This is a genomic window from Vibrio quintilis, from assembly GCF_024529975.1.
In the GTDB taxonomy this organism is placed as follows: Bacteria; Pseudomonadota; Gammaproteobacteria; order Enterobacterales; family Vibrionaceae; genus Vibrio; species Vibrio quintilis.
Genome location: NZ_AP024897.1, coordinates 191,671 through 209,807 on the forward strand (window position 1 = coordinate 191,671; position 18,137 = coordinate 209,807).

The following is an 18,137-nucleotide window of genomic DNA, read 5'->3' on the forward strand; positions in this document are numbered from 1 at the left end:
TAATTAGTTCCTAGCAAAGATCATCACTACAGCGGCACCCTGATATGCCTCTGGCAGGTCGAGGTCTTCCGGATCACATATTTGCAGCCGACCTCCGATGGTTTCCATCACTTTATCTGAATAGTACAACCCGACGCCCATACCTCCGGGGCGGGATGTTTTGAACGGTTGAATCGCTTCTTCTGCAGTTAGACTAAATCCAGGGCCGTTGTCCATAACAATTAGTGCAGGACCTTCTTTAAACCAATTTGGAAGGCTATCGATGCGTATAGCTGGCTGAAAACTGTCGCCTTCTATTTCAGATTTTAATTTAGTCCAATGAATCGAATTATCTATAAGATTACTTAAAGTTGCTTGTAGGAGTCCGTATGGTGCAGTAATTTTGAACGACTCTGATTCACCACTGTTTATTGGGCACGAAATAGCTACATTATGATGCATAAATCTATGTTGGTTTAGCTGAATTATTTTCTGCGTGAGAGCTTTGATATCGAATGTCTTTTGCTCATTTCGACGTAACAGAGGGGCGAAACCTTCTAATAATTCAGCAAGATGTTCTGCCCGTTTTAAAAGTGTATCGTAGTCATCTGATTTTCTAATCGACTCATTAAGATCATCAACTCCTCGTTCTACTTCATGGAAGATCACTGCCAGGTTAATTCCAGCGATACCAGAGCTAAGTGTTACTTCACGCATCTGGTAATAGTCAGATTCAATCTGAGCAACTTTATTGCTCATCTCTTCTTCAAGACCGTGTTTTTTTATTGATTTTTTTACATCATCAATGCTTTCAGCAAATCTTGTTGTCGCGGGAGAAGCGTCTTTGATATCTCCTTTTAAGTATTCGTCGAGAGCTTCACGATCTTCTCTGTGTTTTATGTGAAAGTCTTCAATGACACTGGCAACAATCCATCGATAACGTTTATACGTGTCATTGTCATCGAAGCCTTCCCTGTTGGTTTTCTCTTTCAAACCGGAACTCGTTTCTAAATTGAGGTCAATTCCACCAATGACCATCCCAGTATCAATTTTTTTCCCAGGCATATTTATTCGACCAGCATTTAATCCCAACCAGTCATCTTTACCCTCACCATAGTTGAATACTCGAATTCCATCACGATAGACGCGAACGCCGGACTGTTCTTTTAAATATTCTTTTATTAGCTGAGGAGAGCCTACGGCACTCAGAATCGCTGGGGTTTTCATGAAAATATAGAATGTCCCAGAAATTGGTCCAATACCTTCCAAATCTGCTGACTTGAGTAAAAGGGATTCTCTGACATCCTTGTCTCGGGCAAGTTCTTCCTCTTTACTCGGTTCCAGCAATTCAAGTGGGTCATCGTCTTGTTCACAAGATGAGACTGCCAGTTCCTTGAACGTTTGTGGGGGATTAAATGAGTAGTTAGAAGAGAATTTACCATCTTCGTCAATGATGAAGTCATATGTCCACAAAGCCTTATCAAGTATGTCCTGAGCTTCTAGCAGATCCGCAAGATCTTTCTCCCGCTTAGGAACCGATAAGTTGACATTAAAGTCTGATACTGTTTTGAAAGGCGAAATCAGACTTGTTAACAGGCGTTTAAGGCGCCTTAAGTCACCACGAGTCCAGTGAGTGTTATTCAAAGCGCCAATTTCAATTCTGGTCCCTGTTTCATATTCGAAAAATTCTGGTTTTTCAAGAGGAGTGATAGTTACACGCGTGTCTTCGATATATTCTGCATCTTCAATTAACTTGGGCCAGTTAATCGTGATTTTATACTCTTGAGAGTTTTCAGCTTTGGTGTTAATTGTAAGTTGCTTTCCTAATTTGTGGACTGCCAGCCGACCAACACCTTTTTCTCCAAGAGGAAGGCGGCTGAGTGGAGGGGGCGTTCTGACTTTATTTTCACTACGTTTGCTGTTGGTCCCGATTTCCATCCATTTGTTCAGTATATCGTTCTCGGTCATACCAAATCCGCAATGATCCCAGATAATAATGTTAGGATTCCCACACTCTAAATTTAATGTGACGTCCACACTTGTGGCATTTGCATCATATGCATTTTTTACCAGCTCAAAAACGGCTAACCGATCATCACCTATTAGTTCATCACCAAGAAGCTTAAGAAGGTGAGCATTCGCTCGAAATGGCTTAATCAAAGGCTTATTCGTTTCCATGATCACTTAGCTCCAATTTGCAATTTATAAATTTATTAAAACAGACAGGTTGATACTTATACTTGTTTATCCACTTTCAAGATTCAGGGAAGTATTTTCGTCTAATGTGTGGTCTTCTTGATAAAAAGTTCTCAATTTCCATTTGAGACCAGTTAGTTACCTGAATATCCCTTTTCCCACAGATATCATCAAGTTTATCGTATAAGCTGGCATCAATAACTTGGTTTGTCATAAACCCATAGCCTTGCGGTGAGTATTGTTCAAGGACATCAGCTGTAACACCTGAATTTGTTGTGTTTAGAGATTTACTTTTTTTCAATAGCTTACATTGAAAAATAAATTTCTTTGGTTTTTGATTATGTAACTCATTAGTGTATGTGCGACCTGAAGTCGTATGAAGCGTTGTTCACCGCTTTATGAGTGAACCGTCTGTATCACCAGATGAACCTACGAGCCTGAATAAAGCAGCGGCTCGGACAATGTAACGAAACTTGGCCGTTGGGCTGAGTGGGAACAGAATCGTGAGAGGACGTTTCTCCTGAAAACCACAATTCGGGTAAGTGCTAGGTAGTCAGTATGATGAACGTATGTGAATCCATTCAAGGTGCGTTATATGATGAAGCAGCGGAAGTGGTTAATACGCTGTGGCCAAAAGGCAATGAGAGTTGGAAAGAGGTTGGACAGTACTCTTTCGTGGTCACTGCACTCTCCGCACTATAGTGGGCATCTAACCTGACATTTTACGTAACATACGGAACAGGGTAAGCCTGTATCACTCCCTTTGGGAAAGCCTTTGTGGCCGATAGTGATGCAGGTATAGGAGGTCGGAAAAAGCGAAAGCTACATTGTAATGATGCAGATACAGACTTATGTCTGATCACGAAAGTGAGCCCACTTCCGACTGGTCTCCCATTGCGAGAGAATTTGAAGAACTTTATTCAAGGAGGAAAGCAAATGGTGATCTCGAAAGAGATTGGTGCATCTTCTGACGGCGCTCAATGGCAGTCCATCGACTGGAAATCCATTGAAGCACACGTATTGAAGCTTCAAATGCGTATCGCAAAAGCAACGAGAGAAAAGAAATACGGTAAGGTGAAGTCCTTACAGTGGCTCTTGACTCATTCTCGCTCAGCCAAGCTTCTTGCAGTTAAGCGAGTCTCTCAGAATAAAGGCAGTAAAACGCCTGGAATAGACGGTGTCACCTGGACCACAGATGCACGCCGTATGAAAGCAGTCAATCAACTGAGCCGCAAGGCTTACTCTGCAAAACCACTTAAACGTATCTACATTCCCAAAAAGAACGGTAAGCTCAGGCCATTGGGTATTCCATGCATGATTGATAGAGCGCAACAAGCCCTCCATCTTCTAGCATTCGAACCAGTGTCCGAAACGCTTGCCGACCTCAATAGCTATGGGTTTAGGACAAATCGCAGCACGGCTGACGCCGTCAGTCAGTGTTTCAAATGTTTGGCTCTAAAGCGATCAGCGAAATGGGTTCTTGAGGGAGATATTAAGGCTTGCTTCGACAAAATCGGGCATCAATGGCTTATGGACAATATCACGGTAGATAAACGTATGTTAGAGCAATGGTTAAAGTCTGGCTATGTGGATAAGGGTCTGTTCTATGATACCGATGAAGGTACACCTCAAGGTGGAATAATCTCTCCAACCTTGATGCTAATGACTCTCGCGGGAATAGAGCAACAAATAAAATCTACAGCCCTGAAAAAGGGGGCTAGAGCCAACTTTATCGGTTATGCGGATGATTTCGTGGTTACTTGCTCTTCAAAGGAAGTGCTAGTGAACGACATCAAACCGTTGGTAGCTGGCTTTTTGGCAGAAAGAGGGTTAGCCCTCTCCGAAGAGAAAACGAAGATCACTCATATTGATGATGGCTTTAACTTTCTAGGCTTCAATCACAGGAAGTACAAAGGCAAATTGCTCATCAAACCGAGCAAATCCAACACGCTGTTATTCTTGAGAAATCTACGAGAACTCATTAAAAAGCACGCAACCATCCCTGTTAACGATCTTATCAAGTTGATAAATCCGAAACTCAGGGGATGGGCGAATTACTATCGCCACTGTGTTGCTAAACAAATATTCGGGTATGTCGGCCACAAACTATTCCAAGCGCTATGGCACTGGGCAGTTAGGCGTCATCCAACCAAGTCCAAAGACTGGGTTGTTCATAAGTACTTTCTCAATCGTAAAGGCCAATGGCAATTTCACGGTTGGCAGAAAATCATGAACATGGACTGTCACTTCAATCTGTTCCAAATAGCGAAAGTGCCTATCGAAAGACACGTGAAAATTAGGAGTGCTGCTACCCCTTTTGACCCTCAATACCAAGAATACTTGGCGAAGAGAAAACCCAAAAGGCTAGCTCGTAACTCTTGGAACGAACCTGCTTCGACTGCTTTATAAGTTGCTGGGTATCAATGATGCCTTAGTGGAGGCTTGAGCCGTATGCAGTGAAAGTTGCACGTACGGTTCTTAGAGGGGCGGCACTTGGTAACAAGTGTCGTCTACTCGACACAACTATGTCACGCCCACCATCTCTCGAGCGTGATCTCCCCATCTTTTTGACTGTTCGCCAATCAAACTTTGAATTATAGTAAATGACGTCATAACACAGACACTCAAACTCTTCATCTGTTAACTTATTCCAATCAAGAGGCTGGCTAAATGTTGGTGTCAGACCATCTTCAAAAGAAGAGCTAATGGTGTTCATTGCTGATAAAAAGTTGACTGTTCGTGTATAAGGTGGGGTTGTAACATTAAATACAATTAACTTTGCCGTGTCAGTTTTAAATATGACAAATTCTCCAAATTCTGATGCTGTTAATTCAAAGGCAGTATTATCGTTCCAAAAGCTAGAAGGTTTTGTGCTGTTGAAAAAGTTGTAGTTTGAAGATGAGGCAAAAAAACCGCCATTCAGCTTGTCCAGCATATGAGGAAAGTAGCCTGTTTCATCTGAAGGTAGAACTTCATGAATACAGGCTATACCTTGGATCACTTCTCCCATAGGTACTTGAAGTGCTGCATTCTCGGAAAGAACCATTGCCTCAGAATTGATCAGTAATAGGTTCGCAGGGATAATGGACAACCTTTCGTCATATCCGTTTCTTTTAAAAATTTCCTTTAAGTCAACCTCATTAGGCACAACCCAACAATTTTGTGAATATAATATTTTTTTCTCAGTACATAAGTATTCTGCCGCATGCCAGTAACCATACCGATGAGCTGGCGCTCTGTTTTCCAATTCAATTCCATCTTCGTTTAACCCGCCATTAATCATATTTGCGTAATATAAATCGATCAAATCTGGAAAATGTAATGGAATTTCATAGATATCACATTCAAATTGTTGTCTTTTTTCAATGTAGCTAAACGCCTCATCTTCATCTATATATTCATTTGAAGAAAGTATGCAAACAAATTCAAAAATTAGTGCTGATAACTTAGCGTGATCGAATTCCTGTACGGTAATTTCATACCCCCCACCTGATTTTGTATTTCTGATTTCACTGCAATTAAAAGAGTTAGCCAGCTTTTCAAATACATATGAAGCTTCCATATAACAAAAGGCTACATCTAGCATGGTACGGCTTGAGGGAGTTGAAACCTTGATAACAACTTGTTCATAGCCGTCAACTAGATCTATAAACGCTTCAGGAGGTAGTCTTTCAAGGTAAGTATCTCTAATACTGACAGTGGTTGTTCTGGTAAGAACGTCCATAATATCAACCGCTTCTCTCGGATTTAATGTTAATTATATAATTAAGTTTATGATTTAAATAAAATTTTAACTGTTACTCTACCACTAGACCAAGTCATCTTACAAAAGAATGTCTGAATTTTTATATTCAATATAGAAAATTGGCTTAGAATATTTTGATTGCTGTGGATGGGTAACCTTGAACATTTGCTTTAGCTTACCTCCAGACTCTCCCGCATCAGCTCAACCAAAACCCCCAGTTTTTTCCACCTGCGTATTCAGCGGAAAATCGATATTTACCTACAGATGGTTATCTGAATACAATAATATCCAAAAATCCAATATTTAAGGCAAAATAGATACTATTATATCCAATTGCGGTTCCCATGAGCCGATTCTTATTACTTGATGACCATGATGTTCAGCAGGCTTTTGCTGCCCATCTCAGCCGCTTGCGTGAGCAGGAAAAACTGTCACGTAATGCGCTTGCGGAACGGAGTTGTTTGCCTGCCGCAACGATTAAAAAATTTGAGCTGACCGGGCAGATTTCTTTTCGCCAGCTTCTGTTGTTGTGGCAGTCGTTGGATAGTCTTGAGCGTCTGTTTGCGTTAACTCAAAATACGCCAGATGAAAAAGCGATGCCGGAAACGATTGAAGAGGTGCTAAAAGTCAGTTTTTAGTTCATATCCGTTTCCAAACTCTCCCAAACCTGCTTAACCCACACCTCAAGCTCCCTCTCCACTTCTTCATTCAACGGATAACCGATATTGACCCGCAGGCAGTCGCGGTAGCGATCTGAAGTGGTGAACAGTGGGCCGGTGATGTAATAGTGGCCCTGCTGTTTGGCCCGTTGTGCCATGTGATGTGCATCGAGACCGGGGATTTGCAGTCAACGCCCCAGTCTGTTTTTGAAGGTGTAGAAACAGATAAGGAAATTACTATCAGTTATGTCATTTAATAAAGACCAAATTTGGGGATGAGTATCGACTTAACGTACTGAGTCACTAATAAAAGATAGACTTGAAACGTATTGATAAATAAAATGAGCTCATCGCAAATATGAAACTAAAATCAGATGCATTGGGTGGCGCAGTGAGTCATCAGAACTTCATTTCATCTCCATGGTTAAAATGGTTATCAGTACGTTGAAATTAGCTATGAGAAGTTATCTGAAATCAATGGCTGTTAGAATTCCAAAAGGTAAAAGAATAAGTTTTTTAATTAATTGTCATTTTAAAGGATTATTAAATATGTTTACTTTTTCTCCTAAGCTACTTCAGCTTTTACAAGTATTGAAAAAGTCCTCTTTTGAAAATAACATTCCTTATATGTATGTAGATTCAGTTGGTAAAATTACAGTAGGTGTCGGTCACAACCTTGATGCATATAAGGACAAACTAGAATTAAAGTTTGTAGTTAAACGATTGACTCGTCATCATGTGAGAGGAGGAGATACAGGTATATCTGTTAAAGATAAAACCTGCTTGGGTAAAGCTGCTACAGCAGATCAAATTAACAATGATTATAATTTTCTTACGAAGCATATTGGCTTGAAAAAATATAATCCGGAAAATCTCAGAAAATATACAACTTTAGAATTATCTCAGGATTCAATTGATAAGCTATTTTTAGCAGATCTCAAAATTGCAGCAGCGGTAGCAATGCGAGAATTTGGTTCAGAAAATTTCAGAAAATACCCAATCCAATGTCAGGCAGCACTCATCGACATTGCCTTTAATGTCGGTAATTTTTCCAGCTTTCGTAATACATTTGTTCCAGCGATTAAAGGAACAGGAAAATATAAAAATATGTCAATGAGTGAGCGATGGAAAATAGCCTCACAAAGTTGCAGGCGTGGTCAAGTAAGCTCAGAACGAAACAATCAGGTTGTAAAATGGCTTAAAAAAGGCTCTGAACTGTGCCAAAAGAATGTATCCGAACAATAATATAATAGAGATAAGGTATTTGAATCATGAAGTTAAAATATATAATATTAGCATTTACAATAATCACGACCGGCAATGTATTCATCTGTCAAGCACAAAATTATCAGCCTCTTGATAAATTACAAGGTATCTATAAATATTCCTTTCCTAATGCATTGATTAATAATACTCAGTATACTTCTGAAAATCACTTCATGCTCATGCGAACCTCACCAGATACTGCTTATTTTGAAACACATTTAGAATGGGCGAATGGACATCAGTGTGATTTATCAGGGATTGCTAAAGTAAAATCACCACGGGTATTAACCTATACAACATCTTCAATTATGGAGAAAATATGTACGTTCAATATTAACCTGGAGAAAGATAAATTTATTTTTCATGATAGTAATGGCGCATGCAGATTAATATCGTGTGGTTCCAGAGGTATGCTTGATGATGTTGAATTTAAATATAATACGCAAAGAAAAATATCACCTGAAATAGTAAAAAAATCAGCTGATTTTAAGCGCGCTATAAGTGAATATAAAAGAAGTAACTGATACTTGAAGATAGGGAATATACTATAAATGTTTAATTTGTCATTTTCATCATTTCTGGTGATTCCTGATTTTATTGATAATTCACCCATATAATATATACATGAATGTTGAAGTAGATATCGGTTTAACCTGAGGCATCTCAATAAAGAATAGACATAATAATTATTGGTAAATAAAATGCTATTATTTCTTCAATTATGAGATTAGAAACATATGGCTCACGTGGCGTATATTACTATTAACGGCGAAAAACAGGGCATGATTTCCAGTGGCTGCAACACAAAAGATTCTATGGGGAATAAACATCAGGAAAACCATGCGGATGAGATTACAGTTTTAGCTTGTGATCACTTGATGGCAAAAGACTCTCAACAACAAGGTAAGACACATACCCCACTTCACATTACAAAAAATATCGATAAAGCCTCACCTCTTCTTGCGACTGCCTTTGCCAAACAGGAACATTTGGATTGCACTATTAATTTCTACCGTACAAATGAGCAAGGCTATAATGAGAAGTTCTACTCTATAGAATTAAAAAAAGCATTGATTTCCTCGCTTAACTTCTCTCTTCCCCATACAGTACACTCTCATGGTGATGAAATGTATGAAGAGCTTGAACTAAGTTACAAAGAAATCATCTGGAACCATAATGTCTCAGGTACAATGGGCTACGACAACTGGGATCAAGGCGGCTGGTTAGAATAGTCCCTTTGGGATAGGTTGTTGGGATTATCTTTATGAATCAATCGTCCCTCATCGTTGAATAGCCAGTGATGAGGGGAACTTTCTACTCAGGTGTATAAGTTGTTAAACTTCCCGTAAAACCATAAACCTGCATGAAACCCATAGACTTTTTCCGCCTGCTGCCCCGCGACACTATGTTGAACGCTTGTTTTCTTTAACCCAACACACGCCGGATGACAAAATGCCGGAAACCATCGAAGAAGTACTGCAACAAGAACTCTAACTTACCTCAACCGTTTCCAAACTTTCCCATACCAATCCAACCCACGCTTCAAGCTCTTTCTCCACTTCTTCATTCAGCGGATAACCGATATTGACCCGCAGGCAGTCGCGGTAGCGATCTGAGGTGGTGAACAGTGGGCCGGTGATGAAATAGTGGCCTTGCTGTTTGGCCCGTTTTGCCATGTGATGTGCATCGAAGCCGGGGATTTGCAGCCACAGCACTAAACCACCGTCCGGGCGGGTGATGCGGGTTTTTGCAGGCAGATGCGTGTTGAAATAATTCAGGTAATGCTGTTTGTTGAGCGTGAGCTGGGCGCGGGCCTGTTTCAGGTGTCGCGCATAGTGGCCGCTGGTGATGAAATCGGCGATCGCCTGCTGGATCAGTGTTGGCACACCCTGACAACGCTTCACATAGTCAGCGATATAACGGCCGGGGTGGCACCAGCCGAGCCGGTATGCCGGGGAAAGACTTTTTGAGACTGCCCCACACCATAAAACGTAACCCTGCTGATCAAAATATGCCGCCGGCAGGGGCGGCTGACCGGACTGATGCGACAGCTCCAGATAGACATCATCTTCAATCACCGGCACCCGGTACTGATTTGCCAGCTGTGCCAGCCGCTGCTTTTGCGCCACAGACAGTGTGATGCCCTGCGGGTTCATGAACGTGGTGCTGAACAGCCCGGCTTTGACGGTGCCGGTTTGCAGGAGCCGCTCAAACTGATCCAGATCGATGCCGTCTTGCGTGGTCGGGATTTCCACAATCGGCCGCTCCATTTGCGATAACAGCTCAAGCAGGCCAAGAAAGCAGGGCGAATTCACTGCAACCGCATCGCCGGGCCGGGTACTGACTTCCAGCGCAGTTTTCACCGCATCAATACAACCATGCGTGATCACCAGTTCATCACTGCTGAACACAAATCCGCTCTGACTGAAATGCGCCGCCAGAGTGCTCAGCAACTCAGGTTCGCCCTGTGTTTCCGGATACGATGAAATCCGTTTTCTCTGCCGGGTGATGGCCCGGCGGAAACACTGATTCAGCTGTTGGTTCACCGCGTCAGTGACAAACAGCTGGGACGTACCGATAGAGCCGGTCGGCGTATGAGATTTGGGCAGATAAGCATGCGGATGTGCCAGCTGGCTGGTAAATGGCTGCCATTGCGGCTGACTGGCCTGACCGGCCGGGGAAGCGACAAAAAAACCAGCCTGCGGGCGGGAAACCAGCCAGCCCTGAGAAGCCAGCTCATCATAACAACTGACCGCAGTGGACACACTGATTCCGTGTTGCCCGGCAAAGCGCCGCAGTGACAGCATTTTCTCTCCGGCCGGGAGTTTGCCGGACTGAATGTCATCAATGATTTTGTCTGCAAGCTGCTGATATTTCGCCATTCACCGGCCTCACGAATTGAACTGTACTGGTTAAATTATCAAAAATTGTATCTGTACTGTTTTTGCGATGCAAGCGACACTCCGTATAAATATTAACCCATATAAGGAATGTGTATGTCTGGCAGAGATTTAACCCTGGCCGTGTTTGTGATGGCGATTTGGGGATTTAACTATACGATGATTAAACTGGGCGTTTCGGAAGTGAATCCGATGTTGATTGCTGCCGGGCGGTTTTTCTGTGCGGCCTTTCCGATGGTGTTGTTTGTTCGCCGGCCACAGGTGCCGTGGCGTTATCAGATTGGCTACGGGCTGGTGTTTGGTGTCGGGATCTGGGGCATGGCATCCTGTGCGATGTACTTTGGGTTGTCATCCGGCATGACGTCTGTGCTGTTGCAGCTGGATGTGCTGACCACGGTGGCCGTGGGTGTGCTGCTCTATAAAGAGGTGATTACCCGGCAAATGGCGGCAGGGATTGTGATTGCGCTGGCGGGTGTGCTTGTGTCTGTGATGTATACCAACGGAAACGTGACGATCGCGGGCTTGATGCTGATTACGGTCTCGGCGATATGCTGGCCGTTCGCCGGAGTGATTCTGCGCCGTTCCGGTTCTAAAGCTCCGTTTGCCTTTAATATCTGGGGGATGGTGTTTGCGCCGCTGCCGCTGGTCGGACTGAGTGTGTTGTTTTACGGGCCTCAGGTGTTGGTTACGGCTTATCAGCAATGGAACGGACATGCCTGGCTGTCGGTATTGTTTCAGGCTTATCCGACCACGATTTTTGGCTACTGGGTCTGGAACCGGCTGGTGCTGAAATACCCGATGAGTACCATTGCGCCGCTGACATTACTGACCACGGTATTCGGTGTGCTGAGTGGCTGGCTGATATTTGACGAGCAGCTCACGCTGCTGCAGTGGATTGCCTGTAGTGCGTTTTTGCTCGGGATTGCGCTGGTGGTGATGCCGCCGGTCCGGTTCTTATCCCGGCTGACCCGGAAGCCAATGGCTGGTCAGATTTAACCGCCCCGGGAAGAGGATACCGGACACGTGCAGACCCAAATGATGATTTGAATTTATACCCAAGCAGCCTGAAGATGCAGGTTGTTTGGGTATATCAGGTTGCTTTTCTTTTCATGAATTCCAGCGTGTGTGAAATATATGTTTTTGTCATTTACATTTATTTTGATAACTCATGTAAATTATTATTCTCATCAATAAAATAATAAAAACTCACTTGTTTAATCACATTATTCACCCTGGGATGAAATAAGTGAAAACTCAGATACATCAATGTTTTGGACTATCATCATAATAATGGCAAATACCCTTTGAATTGGTATATGAAATCAAGTTAATTGATTTGTGATTTAATTATCTGTAAATATTTTATTTATCAATAAATAATCAATTAGCCGCAATGCTCTTTTGGCCGGATAATTGATTATCCAGGGGCTCAAATGAAAAAAATTCAACCAACAATTCTGGCTGTCATTATTTGCGGAGTGGTGAGTGCCAGCGGATGTGCTTCAGCACAGAAGCTGAAGTCTTCCTCAGCCAAACAGCATTCTGCCGTCCGGGTGAATCAGGTCGGCTATCAGGTCAATGCCCAAAAACGGGCAACGATTGCAACGGATACCCAAACACCATTAACCTGGCGCTTACTCAATGCGCAGGGTAATACGATCGCTGAAGGGAAAACCACACCATTCGGCCTGAACACGGCATCGGGTGAGCAGGTGCAGATTGCGGATTTCAGCCGGGTGTATACACCGGAAGAAAATGTCACCCTTGAAGTCAACGGAGAGACAAGTCATCCGTTTGATATCCGCGATGATATCTACCATACGATGAAGTATGACGCGCTGTCTTTCTTCTATCAGCAACGCAGCGGGCTCGAAATTAAAGAACAATATGTTCAGCGGCCTGATCTGGCTCGTCCGGCTGGCCATAAACCGGAGGTCGTGAGCTGTTTTGATCAGACTGATGCCAAAGGAAACAAGTGGCCGGGATGTGACTTTTCACTGGATGTGACCGGTGGCTGGTATGACGCAGGTGATCACGGTAAATACGTGGTCAACGGCGGGATATCAGTCTGGACGCTGATGAACTATTTCGAGCGGGAAAAACTGTACAACGCCGGTCAGGCCAGTGCTTTCTCTGATGGAAAAGTGAGTATTCCCGAGCAGGGCAATCAGTACAACGACTTACTGGATGAAGCCCGCTGGGAAATGGATTTCATGATGGCGATGCAGGTGCCGGAGGGTAAAAAAGTCTCTGTGCCTGTTGGCGATCAGTCTGCCAGTGTTTCCGCTTTAAAACTGACGGAAATTGATGCCGGCGGTATGGTCTTCCACAAGATCGCGGATATTGCCTGGACGGGGGTTCCGCTGCCGCCTTATGAAGATACCCAACCGCGCGTACTCAGTTATCCCAGCACTGCGGCGACGCTGAATCTGGCAGCAACGGCAGCACAATGTGCCCGGCTCTGGCACTCCGTGGATGCGGATTATTCCGCGCAGTGTCTGTCAGCGGCTGAAACTGCCTGGCAGGCGGCGGTAAAACATCCGGATGTGTATGCTTATGATAACTTTACCGGTTCCGGCCCGTATAACGACCTGAATCTGAAAGATGAGTTCTACTGGGCTGCCGCTGAATTGTATACCACAACCGGTAAACAGGAATACAAAGCGGTGATTGACCAGTCGCCTTACCGGTTTAATACCCCTTCGGGCGATGTGGCGGCGACCGGCGACCTGACCTGGGCTGACGTCGCCAGCGCAGGGACGATTACACTGGCAACGGTTCCGAATCATCTGAATCCGGGGCTGGTGAAAGAGGCGCGTACTAACCTGATTAAAACTGCCAATGTGTATCAGGAAAGTGTAGCGAAAGAAGGCTATCTGGTGCCTTATCTGGCCAATGAATATCCGTGGGGTTCAAACTCGTTCCTGGTGAACCGGGGCATTTTCTTAGGTGTTGCGTATGATTTGACGGGTAAACCGAAATATCTGCAGGCGATGTCGGATGCGATGGATTACATTCTGGGACGCAACCCGATGGATCAGTCTTACGTGACCGGGTATGGCACTTATCCGCTGATGAATCCTCACCACCGTTACTGGGGCCACTCCAGAGATGCGTCGCTGCCGGTTGCGCCTCCGGGTGTGATTTCAGGTGGTCCGAATTCTATCGACTTCAGTGATCCGGTCGCCGCAGAGATGAAAGGCAAATGTACCGGTCAAACCTGCTGGGTTGATGATATCGGTGCATGGACACTCAATGAAGTGACTGTGAACTGGAATGCGCCGTTCTTCTGGGTGACCAGTTATCTGGATGAAAAAGCCGCGGAATAGTATCCGCCCTGAGCATGACCCGGAAAAAACCGGATCTGAAAAATTTGCAAGCAAAAGAGCAGCCCGGCGCTGCTCTTTTTTATATGGCGCTTTGTCTGTTGACGGGGTTCGTTCAGCGGGCGCTGTTTGGTCTGTTGTTCCTGACGTATTATCGGGCGGCAGCAGAAAATCAAAATAGCCCGACTCAGAACATCCTGACTTATAGCATCATAGGTGCGATGGAAATCAGCAGCGCCAGTGCCATGCCATAGTTGAAGCAGGCCTGATGTCGCGGGGATTTGAGTAAGTGGCGGATCTGCCGGCCGGCCAGTACCCAGACAGAGACAGTCGGCAGGGTGGCAATAAAGAATGCGGCGGTAATCCAGCCCAAACCATACCAGCTGGCTGACGGGTTATACAGACTGATAGCACTGAGCGCCATCGTCCAGCCTTTGGGATTCACCCATTGAAACATAGCGGCAGAGAAAAAACTCATGGGCTGATAGCCGGCCTGATCAATACTTGCCCGGCTGGTGGCAATCCGGTAAGCCAGATAACACATATAAGCGATACAAAGGACATTCAGTGTCTGATGCAACCACGGCAGTGAACTAAACATACCGGTCAGGCCAAGGCCAACCAGCATCAGCATGACGCTAAACCCGATCGCGACACCGAGCATGTGCGGTATACTGCGGACAAAGCCGGCATGCACGCCGGAAGTCATCAGCATGGTGTTATTCGGGCCGGGGGTAAAAGTCGCCACAAAAGCAAAGATAAACAGGGGCGTAAGATAGTCTGGCATTTGTTTTCTCCTGTACAACATTTCATCATTTATATCGTCTCTGGATCGCGGCGCAATTTCATGTTTTTATTGCAGAACAGAAGATTATTTTCACAAGGATTGTTACTCATGGACCGTTTAGACGAAAGAATATTGCGTGAGCTGATGAAAAACGGAAGAATCTCCAACGTTGATCTATCTGAATGTGTGGGATTGTCACCTTCGGCAACCCTGCGCCGGGTGCAGGAGCTGGAACGCAGCGGCACGATTAAGGGCTACCGGGCGGTGCTGGACAAACAGAAGCTGGATGTTGGTTTTATTGCGTATGTGTCAATCGGTTTGTCGGATCACAGTACCCGCTCGCAACATTTATTTGAGGAGCAGATTCATTTAGCGGATGAAGTGACGGAGTGCCACAATATTACCGGTGCGACGGAATATTTGCTCAGGATTGAAACGAAGGATCTGGCGGCCTATAAACGGTTTCATTCCGATGTTTTAGGGGAACTCCCACAGGTGAATTCAATTTCAACGATGGTCGTGATGGGGTCGCCAAAGGATGAAAGATAAATCCCTGTTTGGGTATAGGTATATTTGTTTTTTGTGAGAAAAAATAAAATATCCGCATTGATGAATAAATAATCATAATGAATTCGATTACAATTTAAATTATCCTGAAAATAATCTTCTGATAAACTTAATTCAGGTGATAATATTGATTTTTGAAAACCTTAAATTAATTTAAATTGTTCTGTTGTGAATTTTAATTCTTATTTTTATTCAATTATTAATTCTGATTGTAAATGGTTTTATTATTATTTCTTTTTATTTATTTTACATAGGTCTAATAAAAATAAGTGATTCAAAATTGTTCCTTTACAAAGGAGTTGCATAAGAAATAGTCTTTTTATGAATTTTATTCCTTTCATAAATTCAATTGCCAGTTCAGGTAATAGCTTGCTTTAAACATTTATTTATTGAATAACAATGACTAAGAGATAATAAAATGAACAACATCAAAAAACTATTACTCGCTACCGCGTTAGGGAGTATGTCGTCTTTGGCATTCGCGCAATCTTTGGAAGTAACAATACAACCGGCCGATCAATCATTTGATAAAAATAGTGATGTGAAGGTTAACGTCACGGTGACAAATACCAGCCAGGAGGATGTAAAAGTTTTAAGCTGGTATTTAGTTCAGAATGCAGCACTGCAAAATAATGCGTTCGATGTGACTGTTGACGGCGAAAAAGTATCTTATACCGGCCCGATCGTCAAACGCCCGGCACCGACAGCCGATGACTATATTCAGTTAGCCGCCGGGGAAACCATCACCCAGACTTTTGATTTATCCGCTTACTATGACATGACTCAGGCGGGGACATACAGCGTTCAGTATGATGTCGATGCACTTGGTCTGATCAAAGATTCTTCAACTGCCAGATCAAAATCGAAAGCCGCCGATCTGCAACAGCTGAAATCAAACAATGTGTCTTTCTGGGTGGAAGGTTTAGGCCCGAAGACTGATCTGCTGAGCAAAATTCAGACCGCTGAGCTGAATGCAAAATTTGGTATTACTTACGCGGGCAGCTGTTCGAACAGTAAAAAGTCATCGATCAAAACCGCTGTGTCTGCATCACAGAACCTGAGTTATGACGCGTATAAACATTTGTATGATTACTGGGACAAAGGCAGCGAATCTGACCGTTACAGCACCTGGTTTGGTTCATACGACAGCAGCCGTTATTCAACGGTCACCAACCATTTCTATAAAATTTATAGTGCCCTGAATAACCAGAATATTACGATGGACTGTTATTGTGAGGGTAACCTGTCTAATGCTTATGCTTACGTGTATCCGAACCAGCCTTATCACATTCACCTGTGCGGTGCTTTCTGGAATGCTTCCACAACCGGTTCTGACTCTCAGGCGGGAACCATTATCCATGAAATGAGTCACTTTACCGTGAATGGCGGAACAGAAGACGTGGCTTATGGTCAGTACAATGCGAGATATCTGGCAACAAACAGCCCTGATAAAGCGGTGAAAAACGCAGATAATCACGAGTACTTCGCGGAAAACCCATACAATCAATAATTTTCCTGACTGGCAGAATGATATGATGGATACGCAACGGCATCACCTGATTCAGGTGGTGCCGTTTTTTGTGACTGAACCGCCGGGTACCGGCTGGATAACTCTGTTTGTATCCGGTTGATGCACATACTTTCCCCGGATATTCATGTAGACTCTGTGAGTCGTCTTCAGCATAACATTAAGAAAAATCATGAATATAATCTATCTGGTTATTGCTCTGCTTGCCGGAGCAGGTATGTCCGTACAGGCTGCGGTAAACAGCCGGTTAAGCAGCGGGATCGGTGATCAGCCGGTAGTGGCTGCCCTGATTTCATTTCTTGTCGGTTCATTGTGTCTGGCGGTGATTGCAGGCTTGCTGTCTGACTGGCAACAGGTGACGACCAGTTTGGGTCAGCAGCCTTTATGGCGCTGGCTGGGTGGTGCGATTGGTGCCGGTATTGTCTTCACTTCTGTGTTGCTGGCGCAAAAACTGGGCGTGGCAAATACCATGTTCCTGTTTATTGTGGGCCAGCTGGTGACCGGAATGGCAATTGACCATTTTGGTTTAATACAGATGTCGGTCAGGCCGGCGCACTGGTGGAAATTTGCCGGAATGGGCCTGATGATGTGTGGCCTGATTCTGTTTACATTCGGCCACCGCTGGTTTGATAAATAGTTTGATTCAGCAATGATGCTCTGGCCGGGAGGTTGTCCGGTTCAGGCGGGCAGATATACCCAAGCAACCTGAACCCTGCATCTTCAGGTTGTTTGGGTATATTATTTGGCGACATTTTTTCTGTCCGGCGCATCTTCCGCTTTTCCCCGTGCTTCCAGAATCTGAATAAAATTCCCTTCCAGCCATGTAATCAAGTCTGCGACCCGCGACCCGAATTCAGCCCCCAGAGGCGTCAGGTGGTATTCAACATGCGGCGGCACGACCGGGTGAACTGTTCGTTCAACAAATCCATCATATTCCAGATGCTGCAGGGTTTGTGACAGCATTTTTTCACTGATGCCCCGGATGGTCCGGCGGATATCACTGAAGCGGTGTTTTTCGCCGTCCCGCAGCGCCCAGAATACCAGCGCGCCCCAGCGACCACTGATGTGGCGAAGTACCTCGCGGGAAGGACATTCCGGTGCGAGTACATTGGCACCGCCCATTTCCATCAGCATATGAATCTGATTCTTTGTCTCAGTTTTTTTATTTATTTCCATACTTACTT

At 44.2% G+C, this 18,137-nt stretch carries 17 protein-coding genes; 10 read left to right on the top strand and 7 right to left on the bottom strand.

Annotated features, from left to right (window positions below; all coding sequences use genetic code 11):
* Window positions 1-3: 3 nt before the first annotated feature.
* Together OC443_RS00935 and OC443_RS00940 are read right to left on the bottom strand one after the other, a co-directional pair.
* A complete protein-coding gene (locus tag OC443_RS00935; protein ID WP_073580719.1) occupies window positions 4-2,157 on the bottom strand; it encodes an ATP-binding protein in 2,154 nt (717 codons plus the stop codon).
* A gap of 76 nt (window positions 2,158-2,233) precedes the next feature.
* Window positions 2,234-2,476 (bottom strand): hypothetical protein, encoded by a 243-nt coding sequence (locus OC443_RS00940; protein WP_143169244.1) that lies wholly within the window; start codon window positions 2,474-2,476, stop codon window positions 2,234-2,236.
* A 635-nt stretch (window positions 2,477-3,111) separates the two neighbouring features.
* Between OC443_RS00940 and ltrA the strand changes: the two genes are divergently transcribed.
* A complete protein-coding gene (gene ltrA / locus OC443_RS00945) occupies window positions 3,112-4,584 on the top strand; it encodes a group II intron reverse transcriptase/maturase (protein ID WP_200796999.1) in 1,473 nt (490 codons plus the stop codon).
* Window positions 4,585-4,606: 22 nt separating this feature from the next.
* On the opposite strand, the gene OC443_RS00950 is transcribed toward ltrA, so the two are convergent.
* Window positions 4,607-5,899, bottom strand: coding sequence for a hypothetical protein (locus tag OC443_RS00950; RefSeq protein WP_073584781.1), 1,293 nt, complete (start codon window positions 5,897-5,899; stop codon window positions 4,607-4,609).
* A 365-nt stretch (window positions 5,900-6,264) separates the two neighbouring features.
* Between OC443_RS00950 and OC443_RS00955 the strand changes: the two genes are divergently transcribed.
* Window positions 6,265-6,558: a helix-turn-helix domain-containing protein gene (locus tag OC443_RS00955; protein WP_073584779.1), complete on the top strand. Its 294-nt coding sequence runs from the start codon at window positions 6,265-6,267 to the stop codon at window positions 6,556-6,558.
* On the opposite strand, the gene OC443_RS00960 is transcribed toward OC443_RS00955, so the two are convergent.
* A complete protein-coding gene (locus OC443_RS00960; protein ID WP_073584777.1) occupies window positions 6,555-6,737 on the bottom strand; it encodes a hypothetical protein in 183 nt (60 codons plus the stop codon). The genes OC443_RS00955 and OC443_RS00960 overlap by 4 nt on opposite strands.
* A gap of 286 nt (window positions 6,738-7,023) precedes the next feature.
* On the opposite strand from OC443_RS00960, the gene OC443_RS00965 reads away from it, so the two are divergent.
* From OC443_RS00965 to OC443_RS00975, 3 genes are all read left to right on the top strand, one after another.
* A complete protein-coding gene (locus tag OC443_RS00965) occupies window positions 7,024-7,824 on the top strand; it encodes a hypothetical protein (protein ID WP_143169375.1) in 801 nt (266 codons plus the stop codon).
* Window positions 7,825-7,850: 26 nt separating this feature from the next.
* Window positions 7,851-8,369 (top strand): hypothetical protein, encoded by a 519-nt coding sequence (locus OC443_RS00970; RefSeq protein ID WP_073584773.1) that lies wholly within the window; start codon window positions 7,851-7,853, stop codon window positions 8,367-8,369.
* Between the two features lie 213 nt (window positions 8,370-8,582).
* On the top strand, window positions 8,583-9,077 hold the full coding sequence (locus tag OC443_RS00975) for an Hcp family type VI secretion system effector (RefSeq protein WP_073584771.1): 495 nt from the start codon (window positions 8,583-8,585) through the stop codon (window positions 9,075-9,077).
* Between the two features lie 258 nt (window positions 9,078-9,335).
* Here OC443_RS00975 and OC443_RS00980 read toward each other — a convergent pair whose 3' ends face one another.
* On the bottom strand, window positions 9,336-10,727 hold the full coding sequence (locus OC443_RS00980; protein WP_073584769.1) for an aminotransferase-like domain-containing protein: 1,392 nt from the start codon (window positions 10,725-10,727) through the stop codon (window positions 9,336-9,338).
* Window positions 10,728-10,841: 114 nt separating this feature from the next.
* On the opposite strand from OC443_RS00980, the gene OC443_RS00985 reads away from it, so the two are divergent.
* Window positions 10,842-11,741, top strand: coding sequence for an EamA family transporter (locus tag OC443_RS00985; RefSeq protein WP_073584767.1), 900 nt, complete (start codon window positions 10,842-10,844; stop codon window positions 11,739-11,741).
* Window positions 11,742-12,178: 437 nt separating this feature from the next.
* Window positions 12,179-14,074 carry a glycoside hydrolase family 9 protein gene (locus OC443_RS00990; protein WP_083601696.1) on the top strand — a complete coding sequence of 632 codons (1,896 nt, stop codon included), beginning with the start codon at window positions 12,179-12,181 and terminating at the stop codon, window positions 14,072-14,074.
* A gap of 199 nt (window positions 14,075-14,273) precedes the next feature.
* Here OC443_RS00990 and OC443_RS00995 read toward each other — a convergent pair whose 3' ends face one another.
* On the bottom strand, window positions 14,274-14,858 hold the full coding sequence (locus tag OC443_RS00995; protein WP_073584763.1) for a LysE family translocator: 585 nt from the start codon (window positions 14,856-14,858) through the stop codon (window positions 14,274-14,276).
* A gap of 108 nt (window positions 14,859-14,966) precedes the next feature.
* Between OC443_RS00995 and OC443_RS01000 the strand changes: the two genes are divergently transcribed.
* The 3 genes from OC443_RS01000 to OC443_RS01010 all read left to right on the top strand — a co-directional run bounded on the left by OC443_RS01000 (window position 14,967) and on the right by OC443_RS01010 (window position 17,590).
* Window positions 14,967-15,407, top strand: a complete 441-nt coding sequence (locus OC443_RS01000) for an Lrp/AsnC family transcriptional regulator (protein ID WP_073584761.1) — start codon at window positions 14,967-14,969, stop codon at window positions 15,405-15,407.
* A 436-nt stretch (window positions 15,408-15,843) separates the two neighbouring features.
* Window positions 15,844-16,935 (top strand): M35 family metallo-endopeptidase, encoded by a 1,092-nt coding sequence (locus OC443_RS01005; protein WP_073584759.1) that lies wholly within the window; start codon window positions 15,844-15,846, stop codon window positions 16,933-16,935.
* Window positions 16,936-17,125: 190 nt separating this feature from the next.
* Window positions 17,126-17,590, top strand: coding sequence for a DMT family transporter (locus OC443_RS01010; protein WP_073584757.1), 465 nt, complete (start codon window positions 17,126-17,128; stop codon window positions 17,588-17,590).
* 101 nt (window positions 17,591-17,691) lie between these two features.
* Here OC443_RS01010 and OC443_RS01015 read toward each other — a convergent pair whose 3' ends face one another.
* A complete protein-coding gene (locus tag OC443_RS01015; protein WP_143169374.1) occupies window positions 17,692-18,129 on the bottom strand; it encodes a winged helix-turn-helix transcriptional regulator in 438 nt (145 codons plus the stop codon).
* Window positions 18,130-18,137: the final 8 nt, after the last annotated feature.

Coding starts and splice junctions, on each gene's coding strand:
- OC443_RS00950 (WP_073584781.1), bottom strand. CDS start 5,899: ATGGACGTTCTTACCAGAACAACCACTGTCAGTATTAGAGATACTTAC.
- OC443_RS01005 (WP_073584759.1), top strand. CDS start 15,844: ATGAACAACATCAAAAAACTATTACTCGCTACCGCGTTAGGGAGTATG.
- OC443_RS00990 (WP_083601696.1), top strand. CDS start 12,179: ATGAAAAAAATTCAACCAACAATTCTGGCTGTCATTATTTGCGGAGTG.
- OC443_RS01015 (WP_143169374.1), bottom strand. CDS start 18,129: ATGGAAATAAATAAAAAAACTGAGACAAAGAATCAGATTCATATGCTG.
- OC443_RS01010 (WP_073584757.1), top strand. CDS start 17,126: ATGAATATAATCTATCTGGTTATTGCTCTGCTTGCCGGAGCAGGTATG.
- OC443_RS00955 (WP_073584779.1), top strand. CDS start 6,265: ATGAGCCGATTCTTATTACTTGATGACCATGATGTTCAGCAGGCTTTT.
- OC443_RS00980 (WP_073584769.1), bottom strand. CDS start 10,727: ATGGCGAAATATCAGCAGCTTGCAGACAAAATCATTGATGACATTCAG.
- OC443_RS00985 (WP_073584767.1), top strand. CDS start 10,842: ATGTCTGGCAGAGATTTAACCCTGGCCGTGTTTGTGATGGCGATTTGG.
- ltrA (WP_200796999.1), top strand. CDS start 3,112: ATGGTGATCTCGAAAGAGATTGGTGCATCTTCTGACGGCGCTCAATGG.
- OC443_RS00970 (WP_073584773.1), top strand. CDS start 7,851: ATGAAGTTAAAATATATAATATTAGCATTTACAATAATCACGACCGGC.
- OC443_RS00960 (WP_073584777.1), bottom strand. CDS start 6,737: ATGGCACAACGGGCCAAACAGCAGGGCCACTATTACATCACCGGCCCA.
- OC443_RS00995 (WP_073584763.1), bottom strand. CDS start 14,858: ATGCCAGACTATCTTACGCCCCTGTTTATCTTTGCTTTTGTGGCGACT.
- OC443_RS00935 (WP_073580719.1), bottom strand. CDS start 2,157: ATGGAAACGAATAAGCCTTTGATTAAGCCATTTCGAGCGAATGCTCAC.
- OC443_RS00975 (WP_073584771.1), top strand. CDS start 8,583: ATGGCTCACGTGGCGTATATTACTATTAACGGCGAAAAACAGGGCATG.
- OC443_RS01000 (WP_073584761.1), top strand. CDS start 14,967: ATGGACCGTTTAGACGAAAGAATATTGCGTGAGCTGATGAAAAACGGA.